The following is a 17229-nucleotide window of genomic DNA, read 5'->3' as shown; positions in this document are numbered from 1 at the left end:
TGGTTGGTGGGACATCCCTGTCTATGATGCCACGGGTATGGGGTATGGGGCGTGGCGGCAGGAGTGGGGCGTGGCGGCAGGAGTGGGGCGTGGCGGCAGGAGTGGGGCGTGGCGGAAAACAATTAATTCTCAATCCTCCAGACAATGCCGGCACCGTTAAGGCTAATGTCAGCGCTGGATTTGGCCACACCGGCGGGCCGACTCTGGATTTGGCCACACCGACACAAAAACCCTTAGCGTATTCTGCGCTTACCCCGGTCGCGATTCCCACCCGCACTATGGCCATAACTCGGATAACTCATCCCGGCAGTTCTACAAACATAAAAAGATAATAAAGGTTTTTCAAGACAGCCATCGCACATAATATCCTAAGAGCGTACAGGCCGATGAATTCACTGAATATCCTCAGCAATAAATCTCACACAAAGGAGCTATGAGTGGCTGCAGTAATCGATGAACTCTTAGGCAAGAAGTTCCGCTTTCAATCAAACAATTACCGCGACCGTTACCTGCGGCACCAAAATTTTCGGATTAAGCTCGATCCCAATGACGGCAGTGCCTTATACCAGTTAGATAGTTCATTCCGTATAGTTTCAGGTCTGGCAGGAACTGGGATTAGCTTCCAGTCGGAAAACTACCCAGACCATTACATCCGGCACTCTAACTATGAGTGCTATATTCACAAATTAGACGGCAGTGACTTGTTCAAGAAAGACGCTTCGTGGAATCCTCAACGAGGATTAGCTAATGCTCAAGGTTTCTCCTTTGAGTCAGTAAACTACCCCGGATTCTTCATGCGGCATAGCTCGTTTTTGGGTCGGCTGAATCGTCGGGACGGCTCGGGATTATTCGATCGAGATGCAACTTGGTTGCCTATTTTATTAGAAGCTCCGCCGCAGCCAATCCAATGGATTGCAATCAAAAGTGCGGCCAATGGTGCGGTGCTGGATGTGGCAGGGAGTCAAGCCAATCCCGAAACCCAGGTGTTAGTTTACCCCTATAATGCGGGGAATCAGCAACAGTGGCAAATTACCGCTGATGGGGTGATTAAGAGCAAGTTGGGAAACTATGCTCTGGATATCAAGGAGGTTCCCGGCTGGGCGAACAAATTATTGGTAATTAATCCCATAAATGGCAGTGCTACCCAACAATGGGTTATTGGCGCTGATGGCACGATTAAAAATAAAACCAATGGGTTTGCGATCGGCTCCTATACTGCGGACAGTTTTCAAATAGGAGTTGTGTACTATTTGGCAAAGCCAGCAGAACCATCGGAAAAATGGGCATTCGTTAATGTTTAATCTGGGCATTGGGCATTGGGCATTGAGCATTGGGCAGTGGGCGATGGGGCATTGGGCATTGGGCAAAAGCTGTCAGTCTTCCCTATGCGCCATGCCTCATGCGCCATGCCCCATGCGCCATACTATTAATGTCATCACCTAAGTGAATACTGCTATATAGCAATATTTACTTAGGTTAGGACAGTGCCACATCTGCGTTAATCTGCGTTAATCATTGCCGGCTCAGTCGTACCAATTGCCGGCTCAGTCGTACCAATTGCCGGCTCAGTCGTACCAATTGCCGGCTCCGTCGTGCCAATTGCCGGCTCAGTCGTACCAATTGCCGGCTCCGTCGTACCAATTGCCGGCTCCGTCGTACCAATTGCCGGCTCCGTCGTGCCAATTGCCGGCTCAGTCGTACCAATTGCCGGCTCCGTCGTGCCGGTTGCCGGCTCAGTCGTACCAATTGCCGGCTCAGTCGTACCAATTGCCGGCTCCGTCGTACCAATTGCCGGCTCCGTCGTACCAATTGCCGGCTCAGTCGTGCCGGTTGCCGGCTCCGTCGTGCCAATTGCCGGCTCAGTCGTACCAATTGCCGGCTCCGTCGTACCAATTGCCGGCTCCGTCGTACCAATTGCCGGCTCAGTCGTACCAATTGCCGGCTCCGTCGTACCAATTGCCGGCTCCGTCGTACCAATTGCCGGCTCCGTCGTACCAATTGCCGGCTCCGTCGTGCCGGTTGCCGCCAACCCACTGCTGTTTTCAGCCTCCCACACCCTGATATAGCAGTATGCACTTAGGTTAGAACATTAGACCTTCAGGCTCGGCGGACGCCTGCCCTACGTCTATAGAGCAGTAAGCATTTAGGAAACCTAGATTCCGGCCTCCCTTGCTCCAGAGCTCCCGAAGCTTCTATTGTTCTAACCAATATGACTGCTGCTATATAAGTTGAGAGAGTCTTTTAGCCAAGGCGTATCAACCTTTTGCCCGCAGTCAAATCCCACGAGCAGCATTTTAAGTTCAGTCTAGATTCCGTTTACCGCTCTATGAAGTTAATGAAACGGGTATCTAAATTTAGGAAAGTCGGCACACAATTATGGTTTTTAGGTTAAGATGGCTCCCGATTGCGGCGGCCAACCGTCCGCCTTTGGTTCTCGGGCTATTGTCCGCTGCCAATAGCAAAGTATAGCATACTGTGGCAAGCGGAACGATCTCTCGGCTGCTGGCAGCCTTAAATTTTCACCTTTGAGGTGAGGGGGCCCGCACTGCGGGCCACTTCCAACTGGGGTGCAAGGATTCGAACCTCGGAATGGCTGGACCAAAACCAGCTGCCTTACCACTTGGCGACACCCCATTGCCTTGACGTTTATTATCTTAAGACTGACTCCTAGAGCTTGTCAAGCTATTTTGGGAATTTTTTTAAAATTTTTTTGAAATCAAGACAGCACAAGGGTTCTGACCTGCTGCTGTCTCTGGGGGAGGGGGGAGGAGTGGGTTCTTCTCGGTTCAGGGAGTGCCGGTGGCGGTTTCCACCAGGGGCGCGGGGGGGTGGGGAATGGACTGAACTCCGGAACCGGCAGCTCGAACAAGGCTGGCCACAGTACCGTAGGCCAGTCCCGTCAGCCGGCTGATGCCCCGGAGACTGGTGCCTTCGGCATACGCCTGCAAAACGTTGCCCACCAGTTCGGGGCTGATTTGGCGGCGATAGTGAACGGTGTCGAGGCTGTCGGTGAACGTCCGGTTGCACTTGGCGCAGCGGTAACGCTGGCTGCCTTTGGTCGTTTTCCCGTGTTTGTGGGTTGTGGGATGAGCGCACAAGGGGCAGTTCATTGGTTTTTTGGAGGAGTGTGTACATTTCTGTGTTAGCAAACCTACAGGCTCTGTGAGGTGCCACCTGCAATCAGAAGTATAAAAACTTTAATCTTTTTAACAGCAAGCCCGCTGTGGCCATCAGAGTCTGGCTGAGTTTGACCGTTCGATAGGTGCCGGTGGGAGGGCATTTCAACGGTGGGTTGAGGAACTTCAGGGAACGGGGGGAGAAAAACTGCGCTTGCGTGCTCTGCTGCAGTTGTCTTGGCCTAAAATAGTGAAAAACCATTAAGGGGCGGTGACTTAAAATAAAAATGGGGCACTCTGGTTGAGAGGAGAGGTTACGCAGGATACAGCCGCACTAGCTGCGACAAATTGTCAGTAGGTGAAGCGCCTGCCTCCTCAAAAGGACACAGGACTGTGAGGGTGCCTCAGCGAGTCACCGGCTGGGTGTACAGTAGCTTTGAAGAGAAAAATGGCCAGGGAAGAAAAATATGTTTACCAGTGAGAGTCCGAGACGGACAGTGATGGCAGTGGATGATAGTGCGGTCATGCAAAACCTGGTCAAACGGGCTTTAGAACCCGACTATCGGGTTTTAGTGGCAGACAATGCAGTGGACGCTCTGTCCTTGATTTACCACCACCAGATTGCGGTTTTGTTACTGGATGTTTCCATGCCAGGGATTGATGGCTTGGAACTCTGTCGCACGGTGCGCAACTTGCCTCAATTTCAAAACCTGCCGGTGATCATGCTGACGGCGCGAGATGGGCTTTTTGACAAGGTGCAAGGCCGTCTTGCCGGCGCGACAGAATATTTAACCAAGCCCTTTGATGCGGATCAACTGCGTCTGGTTGTTGGCAAGTTCGCCGGTGTGTCCCTCCCGAGTGAAGAGAAACAGAACGCTTAAAACCGGGCTCAACTTCAAAGGGCATGGCGCATGGCGCATGGCCCCGGGCGCATACCGAAGATTTTCCGCAACAGCCAATGCCCAATACGCGCGTGCCAGCGCGCCCATCGCCCACTGCCCCATCGCCCACTGCCCAACACGATGATGCCCAATGCGTCACATTTGCGGCAATATCTGCTCTTTGGCCAAGGAGGCAGTTTCTTTGCTGTCGAACTCTTTGGTGTCCGGGAAGTTCTGATGCTCAGCGAACAGCCAGTTTCGCCGGTGCCCAACACACAGCCGTTCCTGCTGGGACTGACAAACCTGCGCGGTGAAATTCTGGCCGTGGGGGATTTCGGTCGCTTGATTGGGGACGCGCCGGCGGACACAGAAAATCCCCGCAGCCGCATCCTGATCCTGGAAGTGCCGGTGGGCGGAGCAGCTCCGCAGGAGCGTCGCCAAGAGGGGAGATTGGAAGTTATGCGTGTGGGATTGGCCGTCACTCATGTAGAGGGAGTGGTGGCGCTCAATCGGGACCAAATTGTTTCGGCGATAGAAGTCAGCGAAGACCTGGCTCCCTTTCTCAAGGGTTTATACGATTTTGATGGGCGATTGCTGATGATTTTGGATGCAGAAAGAATCGGGCAATCTCCATACTGGTAACTGGAAAAATTAAAGATATAGGGGCTCTCATATTAGTGAGGTACTGAGAAACCCGGTTTCTTAAAGAAATCGGGTTTCAAAGGCCAGAGTTTATGCAACTGAGAACCGCTATATAATAGGTCAGAGGTCGCGGCTGCCGGCTCACCGCTCACGGCTCGCAACTGGCAGCGAGGACAGAGTTAAAACGTTTCGTGAACAATCCCCCACAGTATGGGATCTGCTAACTTTATGGCACTGGCTTATACCTTCTCCGTCAGCAGCCGCCAATTACAAGGGCTAGATAGAGGGGCGAATGCGCTCCTCGCGCTCTGCTATTTGGGTCTGGCGCTGGCACTGACGCGCTTGCGGCGCAAGGAAAAAGAAAAAAAATCCTCCGCCGGCACAGCCGGTGGCAGCGCGCCCGTGTTCGCTTTTGCCTTTTTCCTCACCGGCGCAGTCAGCCATCTCTGCCACGCCCCCGGTTGCTCTGACGCCCCAGAAGCGCTTGACCTGTGGCAAACCAGCGGAGATATCTCCCACGCAATCAGTGCCCTGGCGTTGCTGCCGTTTGGCCGGCAGTGGTGGGGGCAAGGGGCTGCCCCGCCAAAGGCCGGTCAAACACAGTACCTGCAGCTGATGCAGCTGGCTATCGACAGCATTCCCCAGACCATCTTCTGGAAAGATAGAAACTTAGTATACCAGGGCTGCAACCAAGCTTTCGCCCAACAGGCCGGTGTGGCCTCTCCGGCAGATATCGTTGGCAAAACCGATTACGACTTAGCGTGGAAACATTCAGAAGCCGAATTTTTCCGGGACGCAGACCGCCGGGTGATAGAAAGTGAAACCCCAGAGTATCAGATTATCGAGCCGCTGAAGAACGCAGCAGGAAAAGAAACCTGGGTAGAGACAAACAAAATTCCCCTGCACGACGCCACCGGCACCGTCACCGGCATCCTCGGAACTTACGAGGAAATAACAGAGCGAAAAAGATCGGAAGCCGAGCGAATGCGCCTGTGGCAAGTCGTTGAATCCAGCCTCAACGAAATCTACCTTTTCGACGCTCAAACCCTGCGCTTCCAGTATGTCAACACCGGCGCTGCGCACAACCTGGGCTACTCCCTAGAAGTCATGCGGGCGATGACACTTGTTGACATCCAGCCCGAAATAGACTATCATGAATTTCGCCAGATTATTGCGCCCCTGCTGCGGCGCGAGCGAGAGAAACTGGTGTTTGAAAGCGCCCACCAGCGAGCCGACGGCAGTATCTATCCGGTAGAAGTGCACCTGCAACTGATAGAGCGGGATGGGGAATCCGTCTTTTTAGGAATCATCAGGGACACGAGCGAGCGCAAGCGGACAGAGGACGCCCTGCGGGAGAGATCGGAACAGCTGCACTTGTTTGTGGAGCACACGCCTGCTGCCGTAGCCATGTTCGACCGGCAGATGCGCTATCTAGCAGCCAGCCGCCGGTGGCTGGCAGATTTGAACTTGGCAGAGGGAGATATTATTGGCAAATCCCACTACGAAATATTTCCCGAAATCTCTAACCAATGGAAAGAGATTCATCGGAAGTGTCTGGCGGGAGCGGTGGAGAAATGCGACGAAGATCCGTTTCCCCGCGCCGATGGCAGCACCGACTGGGTGAAGTGGGAAATTCACCCCTGGCGCACCGCCAAAGGTGAGATCGGTGGCATCATCATCGCCAGCGAAGTAATCACCAAGCGCAAGCAAGCAGAGGAAGCGCTGCGGCAAAGCGAAGAGCGCTTCCGCTTGCTGGTTGAAAGCGTCAAAGACTACGCAATTCTGCTGCTGGACACAACAGGGAACGTGATCAGCTGGAATGCCGGCGCTGAAAAAATTAAAGGGTATCGAGCTTCAGAAATCCTCGGGCAGCACTTCTCGCGCTTCTACACCCGCGCTGACATCGCCGCCGGCAAGCCCGAGCGAGAGCTGCTCCTAGCCGCACAAGAAGGCCGGTTTGAAGAAGAGGCCATCCGGGTGCGCGCCGACGGGTCAGAATTCTGGGCCAATGTGATTGTCACCGCCTTGCGAGATGAATCTGGGCAGCTGCGCGGATTCTCCAAAGTCACCCGCGACATTACCGAGCGCAAGCAAGCAGAAGTTGCGCTCAAACAAGCTCGCGATCAACTAGAAAAGCGGGTGGAAGAAAGAACCTTAGAGCTGTCGCGAGCCAACGCACTGCTCAAACAAGAAATTGAAGAGCGCACCTCTGTGGCAGCTGCGCTCCGAGAGAGCAGAGAGCGGCTGCAAGCCATTCTGGACAACTCCCCAGCAGTCATCTATCTCAAAGATACCGCAGGCCGCTACATTCTCGCCAACCGGCAGTTTGAAACGGTCTGCCACATGCCCCCAGAGCAGATCCTTGGCAAGACAGACAGCGATCTGTTCCCGCAGGAGATAGCGGAGGTTTTACGCGCCAACGACCGCCAAGTCCTCGCTGGCAGAACGCCCCTGAAGCTAGAAGAGGTTATGCTGCAAGACGGCGGAACCCACACCTACCTTTCCATCAAATTTCCCCTGTGCGACGACAGCGGCGTTCCTTACGCCATCTGTGGCATTTCCACTGACATCACCCACCGCGCGCAAGCCGAAGAAAAACTCCGGCTCGTCACTCAAGCCGTAGAAAGTGCCGGGGATGCCATTGCCATCCTGAACCCGGCAGGCACGGAAATTTATTACCACAACCGAGCATTTTCGGAGTTGCTAGAACACGCGGCTCTTGACAGCTTTGCCGCCCGGTCGCGGCGGAGCAACCCCCTGTGGCTGCCCTTTGCCGACAAAAATGCCGGCAGCGAAATTTTGGAGACGGTCATCGCTGGAAATTCCTGGAGTGGGGAAGTCGGGATTCGCAGCCGGTCGGGGCGCACCTTACCGGCATTTTTCCGGGCGGATAGCATTCAAGATGACACCGGCAGTATGGTGGGGCTGATTGCTGTGTTTACCGACATCACCGTTAGCGATAGCGGCGCGTCAGCGCTGCGCAAACAGGTAGAGGAAAAACTGGAAAAACTGGCGGCGGAAAGGAAAGCCGAAGCCGATGCCCTCAACCAACAAGTGCTGAAACTGCTCAGTGAAATCCAAGGAGCAGCCAAAGGAGACCTGACAGTGCGCGCCGAAGTCCCCTCTGGCGTTCTTGGCGCTATTGCCGACTCGTTTAACTTCCTGACCGACTCCTTGCGGAGAGCCGTTACCGGCATTGTGGAGCTGGCGGCGCAAGTGACAGCCGCTACTAGCTCCGCGATTGGCAATACCGAGGAACTGGCCGGTCTGGCTCGCAACCAGGCGCAACAAATTGAGGCGGCGCTACAGCAAATTGAGCTTCTGGTCAGCTCCATCAAAGAAGTTTCCGACGTTTCAAGCCGCGCCGAACAAGTCGCCCAACAGGCATCCCAAACCGCCACCGCCGGAGGTGTCGCCGTAGACCGCGCCGTAGAAGGCATAAGCGAACTGCGGCACACGATTTCCGAAACCTCGAAGATGATGAAACGCCTCTCAGAAAGCTCGCAACAGATCGGCAAAATTGTCACCTCAATTTCCCAAATTGCCGCCCAGACAAACTTGCTCGCGCTCAACGCCACCATTGAAGCCGCCCGTGCCGGTGAGCAAGGGCTGGGTTTTGCTGTAGTGGCGGAGGAAGTCCGCAAGCTCGCCGAACGCTCAGCAGAAGCCACCGAGGAGATTGGGGAGATTGTCGGCACCATTCAGGAGGAAATTCGGCGGGTGACAGCGCGGATGGATGCCGGCACCCAAGAAGCAGTGGCCGGCAGCAAACTAGCCGCAGAAGCCAAAACCCATCTCATCGCCATTATAGAAGTCAGTCAGGAGATGAACGCCCTGGTGCAAAATATCACCCGCGCCGCTGAAAAACAGACGGTTTCCGCTCAAGAGATCGCCGGCAGCATGCGCCAGGTGAGCGCAATTTCTGCCACCACCGCTCACAAAGCTGAACGGGTGACATTCTCCCTAGATGGGCTAGCCGTGGCGGTCAACCAGCTGCAAAGTTCGGTGGCCAATTTCCGCAGTTAGGGACATGGGGATGTTGGATGTTGGATGTTGGATGTTGGATGTTGGATGTTGGATTTTGGATTTTATCCCTCGTTCCCAGCCTCAGGCTGGGAACGCCGTCCAGGAGGCTCTGCCTCCTTTGGGCAGACAGGAAGATTAAAAGCCTAAAAGCTTACTAAATAGATGACTATCGACTATGCTAGAAGATTGGAAAACCTTTTTTGCCGGCCCTTTTATTCCCCACGGGCACTGCTACCTGTGGAAGCCAGAATTAGTGGGGCTCCACCTGGTTTCAGATTTGTTAATCGCCGTATCCTATTGGGCAATTCCCATTCTCCTGATTTATTTCGTCCGCCGGCGGCGCGACCTGCCTTTCAGCTGGATTTTCCTGCTGTTTGGTGCCTTTATCGTCAGCTGCGGCACCACTCACCTGATGGAAGTGTGGGTGCTGTGGCACCCGGATTACTGGCTGAGCGGTTTCGTCAAAGCCATAACCGCTGCGGTTTCGGTGTACACTGCCGGCATGCTGGTGCCACTGATGCCCGAGGCGCTGGCTCTGCCCAGTCCAGCCCAGATGCAGGCAGCCAACCTAGCCCTGGAAAAAGAAATTGCCGAGCGCCGGCAGGCGGAGTCAGCCCTGCAAGCCACTCAGGCGAGGCTGCAACAGTTGCTGGCCAGTAGCCCAGCTGTGATTTACAGCTGCAAAAACAGCGGCGAATATGCATATTTGTCAGAGAATGTCAAGACCCTGACCGGCTGGGAAGCGAGGGAATTTATCGAGGACACATCCTTCTGGAGCCGTCGCATTCACCCAGAAGACGCAAAGCGCCTGAAAGCCACCCGTTACAAGCTGTTTGAGCTTCTAGCACACTCAGAAGAATATCGGTTTGAGCGCAAAGATGGCACCTACCTGTGGCTGTGCGACGAGCGGAGGCTGGTGCGCGATGACGCAGGCGCTATGGTGGAAATCGTCGGCAGCTGGCAAGACATCACCGAGCGCAAGCGCTCAGAAGCCTCCCTGAAGCGTCTGGCTGACATTTTGGAGATGACCTCAGACTGCGTGGGCACCGCCGGCACCGATGGATACTCGCTTTATATCAATCGGGCTGGCAGGCGTTTGTTGGGCATTGGGGAAAATGAGGATATTTCCGGCATCCACAACTCTGAATTTTGCGCCAAGTCGGCAGCTGAACTGATTTTAAACACAGGGCTGCCAAGCGCAATCAAAAACGGTGTCTGGAGCGGCGAAACTGTTTTGCAGTACCGCAACAGTCCGGAAATTCCTGTCTCCCAGGTGATTATGGCGCACAGATCGGAAAGTGGGGAGGTTGAGTTTATTTCCACCATCGCCCGCGATATGAGCGATCGCAAGCGGGCGGAAGAAGAAAAGACGCGATTAATTGAGTCCCTGCAGCGGGTGACACAAGCGGTAGAATGTGCCGGTGACGCTATCTTGATTGCCGACATGACCGGCACTCCAATCTATCAAAACAGAGCGTTCTCGGAGCTGTTTGAATGCGCAACTGCCGACCGGCTGAGCGCCGCAGCGGGGCAAAAGGCGGTGTTTAAGGCTCCGGAAATAGCAAGAGTTGCCATCGCTGCCGCAATCGGGGGAAATTCTTGGAGCGGCGAGATAGAAATCCGCACTCGCACCGGCGTTTCAAAGCCGGCGTTCCTGCGCAGCACTGCAGTGAAAGATGACAGGGGCGAACAGCTGGGAATTATTGCCATCTTTACCGACATCAGCGAGCGGAAACAGGCGGAGGCAGCATTGCAGGCAGAGCGGCAGCGTTTGCGCTCCCTCATTGACGGCATTCCCGCTTTCCTGTACCTCCAGGCACCCGATTATTCGGTGCGCTTGGCCAACCGGCAGTTCCGGGAGCAGTTTGGGGAGCCCGAAGGCAAAGCCTGTTACGCCACGATGGCCGGTCGGCAAGAGCCTTGCGAGGAGTGCCCCACGTTCCGGGTTTTCGACACCAAAACTCCGCAAACTTGGGAGTGGCCCGACGCAAACACAGGCCGCACCTACCAGATTTACGATTACCCATTCTCTGACATCGATGGCACGCTGCTGGTGCTGGAAATGGGAATCGACATCACCGAGCGAAAGCGGGCAGAACAAGAGCGCGACGGCTTTTTCACCCTCTCTCTCGACCTGCTGTGCATTGCCGATATGAATGGCAATTTCAAACGCCTCAACCCGGCGTGGGCACCCATCCTGGGCTACACGCCAGAGGAACTGGCAGGCATTGCATTTATCGAGCTTGTCCATCCGGAGGATCGGGAAGCGACGATTGCCGAAGCGCAAAAACTGGCCACCGGCCTGACCTCCCTCTACTTTGAAAATCGCTACCGCTGCAAGGATGGCTCCTACCGCTGGCTGGCGTGGACTGCAAAGCCCGACCCGGCGCAGCAATTGCTGTACGCTATCGCTCACGACATCACCGAAAACAAGCGGACAGAGGAGCGCCTCAAACAGCTGGCGGAAGAGCAAAACCGCATGGCTGAGGAATTGAAAACCAGGCAGAAAGCCCTCGACAAAGCGGCGATTGTCAGCGAAACGGATTTAAAAGGAACCATTACTTTTGTCAATGACAAGTTTTGCCAAATCTCAGAATATAGCCGGGAAGAACTTATAGGGAAAAACCACCGCATTATCAACTCTGGCTATCACCCCAAGTCCTTTTTTAAAGAGATGTGGGCCACTATCACTCGCGGCAGAGTCTGGCAAGGAGAAATCAAAAATAAGCGCCAAGATGGTTCATTATACTGGGTGAACACCACGATTGCGCCAATTTTTGACCCCGGCGGCAAAATTGTCAAATATATTGGCATTCGCTTTGACATCACTGACCGCAAACTCGCCGAAGACAGGCTGGAAAAATTAGCGGCAGAAAGGAAAGCCGAAGCCGATTCCCTCACCCAACAAGTCGAGAACCTGTTAAATGAAATCAAAGGCGCAGCCAAAGGGGACCTGACGGTGACAGCGCCGGTGTCCGACAGCATCCTGGCAGCGGTTGCGCAATCCTTCAACTTCCTGATAGAGTCTTTGCGGCAAGTCGTCACCGGCATTCAGGAGGTGGCTGAAGGGGTGCGAGATCGGTCTGCCGCATCGATTAGCGACACCAAGGAACTGGCCAAACAAGCCGGGCATCAAGCCCAACAGATTGAAAGCGCCTTACAGCAAATTGAGCGAACGGTCAACTCTATTAAAGAAGTATCTGACATCTCCCAAAAAGCAGAGCGAGTCGCCCAACAAGCCGCCCAAACAGCCCGCGCCGGCGGGCTGGCTGTAGACCGCACCGTGTCAGGAATTAACGAACTGCGCCAGACCATTTCCCAAACCGGCAAGATGATGAAACGCCTGGGAGAAAGCTCCCAACAAATCGGCAAAATCGTTACCTCTATCTCCAAAATTGCCTCCCAAACTAACTTGCTGGCACTCAACGCCACCATTGAAGCCGCCCGCGCCGGCGAACAGGGGCTGGGGTTTGCCGTCGTCGCCGAGGAAGTCCGCAAACTCGCCGAACGCTCCGCAGAAGCTACCGAAGAAATCTCCGATATTGTCGAGCAGATCAGGAGCGAAGTCGGGCGGGTGATGGAAGCGATGGAAGCCGGCACCCGAGAAGTCGTCGCCGGCACCTCTCTCGCCGCAGAAGCCAAAACCCACCTGATTGCTATTATGGAAGTTAGCCAGGAGATTAACTCGCTCATTCAAACCATCACCCGCGCCTCTCAAGCGCAGGTTGTTTCTGCCGAAGACATTTCCGCCAGCATGCAGAAAGTCGCTGCAATTTCCACCACCACGGCAGATAAATCCCGAGACGTGACCGCCTCCCTGGATCGCTTAGCCACCACAGTCAGTGAATTGCAGCGTTCAGTGCAGCACTTCAGCACCTAATCCCGCCAGAACTATAGCGATTTTCATCCTTTGAGAGGGACTGAGAAACCCGGTTTCTTAAAGAAACCGGGTTTCTGGCAGAGATAGCGCGGAGACAGCGTTTCGCCAGTGGGGAAGCTGTAGCTCTGGCACGAGAGGGGATTAACGAACTGCGGCAAACCATTTCCCAAACCTCCAACATGATAAAGCGCTTGGGAGAAAGTTCGCAACAAATCAGTAAAATAGTAACGTCGCTCTCTCAAATCGCCGCCCAAACCAACTTGCCGGCGCTCAATGCTACCATAGAAGCTGTCCGCGCCGGCGAACACGGGCGCTGGGTTCGCTGTAATGGCGTTTTCCGCCGGCAACTCCCTCTTCTTTCTTGGCGATCTCTGCGTCTTGGCGGTTCATTATTAACTTTAACTTCACACCCCTGCCCCATAGCCGTGCAAAAACTCTACACTTGCGCTCTCCCCCGCTCCCCCTTCCTTTGCCTTTCGCGCCAACCATTAGCAAATCCCGTCTAACACCGATGAATTCCCAAGATTACAGCCAACTTATCGGCGTATTTATCGCCGAAACACAGGAATTCCTGCAATTGCTAGAAACGAATTTGCTGGCGATGGAAAGCGGGGGCACCGGCGAGACGCGACTGCAATTGGTTAAGGAGATGTTCCGAGCCGCCCACTCGATTAAAGGCTCGGCTCGAATGTTTGGTTTTGAAACGATCTCTCAGGCAGCTCACGCTTTAGAAGACTGTTTTTCGATTTTGCGCGATAAGGCGGACCTGTCCTACTTAGACCGGGAAACGGTAACAGCTCTGTTGCGCGGAGTCGATTGTCTGAGAAAGATTGCCGGCACCATTCAAATCGGGGCGAAGCCTCCGGGCGACAGTTTATCGATTTTACCTGGAAATTCCTCACCGGCAGGCTCGCCCCTCCCGCCAAGTGAGAGTGCGGAAGCATCCGAGAATATCGATTCTGAACCGTATTTGCCGATCTCCCAGCTGAAAGCTCAACTGGAAGCCGAGTACGGCAAAAAACAAGCGCCTCCGCAAAGCTCGGTTGCTGCCGGCAGTTCCATCGCGCCGGCGATCCAGGCGATTTTTGAGCGCGATTTGCCGCCGGTGCTCAACCGTTTAGAAACAGAGATTTCGCAAGTTTTGCCAGAAACTTTGGAGCAAACCGTCCGCGCCGTCAGCGAGATTTATTACCAGCTGTCAGGCGTTGCCGGCATGCTAAATCTTCCGGAATACGGCCAAATCGCTGAGGCTTTGCGCTCCCTGATTGAAACTCCCGATTTGAGTGCCGAAATGCTGCGATCGTCTGGCGGAGAAATTGCACTTTTCTTGCGAGTTGCCCGCGAGCAAGTGTGTTCCGGTAAGCCAATTTTTGTGGCGCAAAGTGTGAAAACAAAAAGCGTGAGTGAGGAGTTCAGCGATGACAGCGAAATCGGAAATGAGGAGTTAAGAGAAAACACGGATTCATCTTCGCTCGCTGACAATTACTCCCTCACAGAATCTTCTGATGTGGAATTGCGTGCCGGTGAGGAATTGCTGCCGGCAGATTCTGCCGGCGAGTCAGAGATGCCGGCACAAATGCAGCGCCCCGCAAGGGCAGGGGTGCCGGTGCCGGTGGAAGCGCGCCCCACCATCCGGGTTGACTTGGAACGCCTGACGGAGTTAATCAATCTCGTGGGAGAGTTAGTGATTAACCGGACAAATTTAGAACTTCAGGAATCCCAGCTGCGAAATGAAGTCAGGCGCATCCGGCGAAAAATTTTAGATTTAAATCAGTACGGAAGCCAGCTGCGGGAAGAGTATGACCGGCTCGCCGGCAGTGGGGCGCGGGGTGGGGGGTATGTTCAGCAAGACAAACCGCCGGTTTGGGAAGCTCAATTTCCAGCGCCGGTCGCCCCATCGCCCCTTACCGCTTTCTTCGATCCTCTGGAGATGGACGAGTATACAGAATTCCACTCCACTGCGGGGGAAGTGATTGAGACAACCCAAGCTATCGCCCAGTCGGCCAGCAAAATTGACGAACTGGCCACCAAGTTCGAGCGCAGCACAGATCACCTGCGCCGCATCTGCGACGACTTGCGAGCGCGGGTGATGCAGTTGCGGGTGGTGCCTTTCAGCCGGGCGGTGGATCACCTGCCGAGAGCGGTGCGGGACCTGTGCCAAACCCACCACAAACAGGTGAATTTGGAGCTTTTCGGGCGCGACACCAAAATTGATGAGAGCTTGCTCGACGCCCTGCGCGATCCGCTAGTGCATCTGGTGCGCAACGCCTTTGACCACGGGATTGAGCCGCCTTCCGTGCGCAAGGCGGCAGGGAAGCCGGCAACCGGCCAAATTGAAATCGAAGCTCGCCATCAAGGCGGCAAAACCATCATTACGGTCAGCGATGACGGCAGGGGAATTGACCCGGAAGCCATTCGCCGGCGAATTGTGGAAAATAATTATATCACACCGGAACAAGCCCGCGAACTCTCCACCGCTGAACTTTATGAATTTTTGTTCTGGCCCGGGCTCACCACTGCCGGTCAGGTGACCGACCTTTCCGGTCGGGGGGTGGGTTTGGATGTGGTTCGCACCAATCTCCGGCTTGTCCGGGGAACGGTGAAAGTGGACTCCCGCGTTGGAAAAGGCACCAGTTTTATCCTGAAGCTGCCCCTGATGCTGTCCATCGCAGACGCTTTGCTGGTGCGAACCGACCGCAATACGGTAGCCGTGCCCCTGGATGCCGTCGAGGAGATTCTCCACCTGGAAGGGCACCAGATCCATATGGCCGGCACCCAGCCCATGTTGCGCTGGCGGGGGGAGTTTATCCGCCTCGTGCGCCTGCAGGAACTGGTCAAATACAGCATTCCCCATCCCGATGGCCCGTCTCCCGACCCCATCGCCCAAGACCACATCCCCGTAATCGTCCTCGCTTCCAGTGAGGGCATTCTGGCCACAGCAGTTGAGCGCCTGGTCGGCCAGCAGGAAATCGTCGTCAAACCTCTGCCGGCACCCCTGTCTAAACCTCACGGCATCCTTGGCTGCACGATTCTGGGAGATGGCCGTGCTGTTACCATTCTGGATGTGGACGATCTAATTGGCCAATTTCAGGCCCGCACTCTGGGGGCAGCCAGAGTGCAAGATTTCGCGCCCAGCCGGCACCACAATGCCCCGCACCAACCGCCCCCACAACTTCAAACTTCCGCCCCCTCTCCAAGCGCAATCCCAATCCCCCAATCCCCAAATCCCGGCTCCCCATCTCTACTGCCGCCCCGGCTGCCGGCGCAAATTTTGGTCGTGGACGATTCTTACACCATCCGCCAGATGCTGGCACTGACGCTGAATCGGGCTCGCTACCGGGTGGTTCAGGCCAAAGATGGCCAGGAGGCCCTGGAAAAGTTGCAAAGCGGTTTGGATTGCTCCCTAGTCATCGCCGATATTGAAATGCCCCGCATGGATGGATTTGAACTGCTGCGGGCGATAAAATCCGACTCCCAATTAGCCAGCCTTCCCGTAGCCATGCTCACCTCCCGCAGCGGCGCTAAACACCGGCAAACCGCGCTGGAATTGGGCGCTTCTCATTACTTCACGAAGCCTTACAGTGAAGTTCAGCTGTTACAGGTTGTCTCTCAACTTTTGGAAGCTCATCGCTAAGGGTTGGTGTGGGTACTGTTGGGAGCACCGGCTCTGATATATAGCGGTTTTCAGTTGGATGAAGTACATGCCAGAAACCCGGTTTCTTTAAGAAACCGGGTTTCTCAGTAGCTCACTCAGATGAAAACCGCTATAATAGGGAAGGGGGAGTTATAAATTCCAGCCAGAAGCGGTAATAATGACCCCCCGCGAGGAGACGCCAAGACCGGAGGAGACAGGGGGAAATGAGGAAAAATTCTGATTCAGACTCCAAGGTGAGATAGAGCCATGAGCACAGCAGAAGCATCAGTGTATCAAGTCGGGGGGAGCCTGCCGGCTGACGCTCCCACCTATGTGCGGCGACAAGCAGATGAGGATCTCTATCAGGGGTTGAAAGCCGGCGAGTTTTGCTATGTGCTCAACTGCCGGCAAATGGGCAAATCTTCCCTGCGGGTGCAAACCATGCGCCGGCTGCAAGCGGAAGGATTTGCCTGCGCGTCTATTGACCTGACTGCTATTGGCAGTCAGGAACTCACTTCGGAACAGTGGTATGCCGGCATGGCCCGGAGTTTGGCCAGCAGTCTAGACCTGGCCGGCAAAGTTAATTTGCGGGCGTGGTGGAAAGAGCGGGAAATCCTGCCGCCGGTGCAGCGTTTGGATGAGTTTATCGGAACGGTGGTGCTGGCAGAGGTTCAATCTAATATTAGCATATTTATCGATGAAATAGACAGCGTTCTGGCTTTAAGATTTCCGACGGACGATTTCTTTGCTTGGATTAGGGCGTGCTATAATAAGCGGGCTGACAGTCCGGAATACAGCCGGCTCGGTTTTTGCCTGCTGGGAGTGTGCACTCCCTCGGATTTGATTGCGGACAAAACTCGCACGCCGTTTAATATTGGCAGGGCGATTGAGATGGCGGGGTTTGAACTGCCGGCGGCTTTGCCTCTGGCGCAGGGGCTGGGGGAAACGGTGGGGAATCCGGAGGGTGTTTTGGCTGAGATTATAGCGTGGACTGGCGGACAGCCGTTTCTGACTCAGAAGATTTGCAAACTCATCGAGGCTTCCCCCTCA

General features: G+C 54.9%; 11 protein-coding genes and 1 tRNA gene. 9 read left to right on the top strand and 3 right to left on the bottom strand.

The window, feature by feature from the left end:
• The first annotated feature begins 23 nt into the window (after window positions 1-23).
• Window positions 24-332 carry a hypothetical protein gene (locus OSC10802_RS48465; RefSeq protein WP_155967241.1) on the top strand — a complete coding sequence of 103 codons (309 nt, stop codon included), beginning with the start codon at window positions 24-26 and terminating at the stop codon, window positions 330-332.
• A 105-nt stretch (window positions 333-437) separates the two neighbouring features.
• The gene (locus OSC10802_RS43745) at window positions 438-1301 is read left to right on the top strand and encodes an AbfB domain-containing protein (protein ID WP_017714752.1); all 864 of its coding nucleotides are present in this window, start codon (window positions 438-440) and stop codon (window positions 1299-1301) included.
• Window positions 1302-1498: 197 nt separating this feature from the next.
• Here OSC10802_RS43745 and OSC10802_RS47225 read toward each other — a convergent pair whose 3' ends face one another.
• The 3 genes from OSC10802_RS47225 to OSC10802_RS38045 form a co-directional block, all read right to left on the bottom strand.
• Window positions 1499-2056, bottom strand: a complete 558-nt coding sequence (locus OSC10802_RS47225; protein WP_155967239.1) for a ribosomal eL19 family protein — start codon at window positions 2054-2056, stop codon at window positions 1499-1501.
• A 506-nt stretch (window positions 2057-2562) separates the two neighbouring features.
• Window positions 2563-2634, bottom strand: a tRNA-Gln gene (locus tag OSC10802_RS0100160).
• A 152-nt stretch (window positions 2635-2786) separates the two neighbouring features.
• Window positions 2787-3110, bottom strand: coding sequence for an IS1/IS1595 family N-terminal zinc-binding domain-containing protein (locus tag OSC10802_RS38045; protein WP_017714750.1), 324 nt, complete (start codon window positions 3108-3110; stop codon window positions 2787-2789).
• Window positions 3111-3583: 473 nt separating this feature from the next.
• On the opposite strand from OSC10802_RS38045, the gene OSC10802_RS0100145 reads away from it, so the two are divergent.
• The 7 genes from OSC10802_RS0100145 to OSC10802_RS38030 form a co-directional block, all read left to right on the top strand.
• Window positions 3584-3997 (top strand): response regulator, encoded by a 414-nt coding sequence (locus OSC10802_RS0100145; protein WP_044169913.1) that lies wholly within the window; start codon window positions 3584-3586, stop codon window positions 3995-3997.
• A 141-nt stretch (window positions 3998-4138) separates the two neighbouring features.
• A complete protein-coding gene (locus OSC10802_RS0100140; RefSeq protein ID WP_017714747.1) occupies window positions 4139-4639 on the top strand; it encodes a chemotaxis protein CheW in 501 nt (166 codons plus the stop codon).
• A 210-nt stretch (window positions 4640-4849) separates the two neighbouring features.
• The gene (locus OSC10802_RS43740) at window positions 4850-8665 is read left to right on the top strand and encodes a methyl-accepting chemotaxis protein (protein ID WP_017714746.1); all 3816 of its coding nucleotides are present in this window, start codon (window positions 4850-4852) and stop codon (window positions 8663-8665) included.
• Window positions 8666-8840: 175 nt separating this feature from the next.
• A complete protein-coding gene (locus OSC10802_RS56120; protein ID WP_017714745.1) occupies window positions 8841-12545 on the top strand; it encodes a PAS domain S-box protein in 3705 nt (1234 codons plus the stop codon).
• 179 nt (window positions 12546-12724) lie between these two features.
• Window positions 12725-13051, top strand: a complete 327-nt coding sequence (locus OSC10802_RS56115; RefSeq protein ID WP_071593245.1) for a methyl-accepting chemotaxis protein — start codon at window positions 12725-12727, stop codon at window positions 13049-13051.
• A 5-nt stretch (window positions 13052-13056) separates the two neighbouring features.
• Complete coding sequence (locus tag OSC10802_RS0100120) at window positions 13057-16179, top strand: response regulator (protein WP_017714743.1); 3123 nt, start codon at window positions 13057-13059, stop codon at window positions 16177-16179.
• 267 nt (window positions 16180-16446) lie between these two features.
• Window positions 16447-17229: AAA-like domain-containing protein (locus OSC10802_RS38030; protein WP_017714742.1), on the top strand; the 783-nt coding region annotated here is incomplete at its 3' end.

The organism is Kamptonema formosum PCC 10802, assembly GCF_000332335.1.
Taxonomy (GTDB): Bacteria; Cyanobacteriota; Cyanobacteriia; order Cyanobacteriales; family Oscillatoriaceae; genus Oscillatoria.
The sequence above is the reverse complement of the archived record's forward strand: the minus strand, read 5'-3'. Positions and strand labels throughout refer to the sequence as shown.

Bases quoted from the DNA above. Each gene is read 5' to 3' on its own strand.
- OSC10802_RS56115 (WP_071593245.1), top strand. From the start codon at position 12,725: ATGATAAAGCGCTTGGGAGAAAGTTCGCAACAAATCAGTAAAATAGTA.
- OSC10802_RS0100140 (WP_017714747.1), top strand. From the start codon at position 4,139: ATGATGCCCAATGCGTCACATTTGCGGCAATATCTGCTCTTTGGCCAA.
- OSC10802_RS43740 (WP_017714746.1), top strand. From the start codon at position 4,850: ATGGGATCTGCTAACTTTATGGCACTGGCTTATACCTTCTCCGTCAGC.
- OSC10802_RS56120 (WP_017714745.1), top strand. From the start codon at position 8,841: ATGCTAGAAGATTGGAAAACCTTTTTTGCCGGCCCTTTTATTCCCCAC.
- OSC10802_RS0100145 (WP_044169913.1), top strand. From the start codon at position 3,584: ATGTTTACCAGTGAGAGTCCGAGACGGACAGTGATGGCAGTGGATGAT.
- OSC10802_RS48465 (WP_155967241.1), top strand. From the start codon at position 24: ATGATGCCACGGGTATGGGGTATGGGGCGTGGCGGCAGGAGTGGGGCG.
- OSC10802_RS0100120 (WP_017714743.1), top strand. From the start codon at position 13,057: ATGAATTCCCAAGATTACAGCCAACTTATCGGCGTATTTATCGCCGAA.
- OSC10802_RS38045 (WP_017714750.1), bottom strand. From the start codon at position 3,110: ATGAACTGCCCCTTGTGCGCTCATCCCACAACCCACAAACACGGGAAA.